Origin of the sequence: Aminobacter sp. MET-1 (assembly GCF_026521175.1) — a bacterium.
GTDB lineage: Bacteria > Pseudomonadota > Alphaproteobacteria > Rhizobiales > Rhizobiaceae > Aminobacter.
In genome coordinates, this window is record NZ_JAMSHL010000180.1 from 1 (window position 1) to 235 (window position 235).

The following is a 235-nucleotide window of genomic DNA, read 5'->3' on the forward strand; positions in this document are numbered from 1 at the left end:
GGCTTAGGTAATGGGTTTATTTTAAACGTTTTAATATTAATGCCTGCTTCTAATAAAGGTGCACTATTAGGAGAAGCAAAAGCATTGAAGCCATCTGCATGTGCTTTTATCGCACGATTACCACGATACAGAGTATTGTTGAAAAACAGTGCAACTTCATTAATCGGATGATGTGCAGCAATATAGAGAGCATTTAATAGGTTAGTTTGTCCATCTGAGCGTAAAGCTTCTAATG

General features: G+C 36.6%; 1 protein-coding gene. It reads right to left on the minus strand.

Annotated features, from left to right (window positions below; genetic code table 11):
• Window positions 1-235, minus strand: a 235-nt coding sequence (locus NDO48_RS29540) for an asparaginase domain-containing protein (protein ID WP_267322961.1), incomplete at both ends; no start/stop codon positions are given.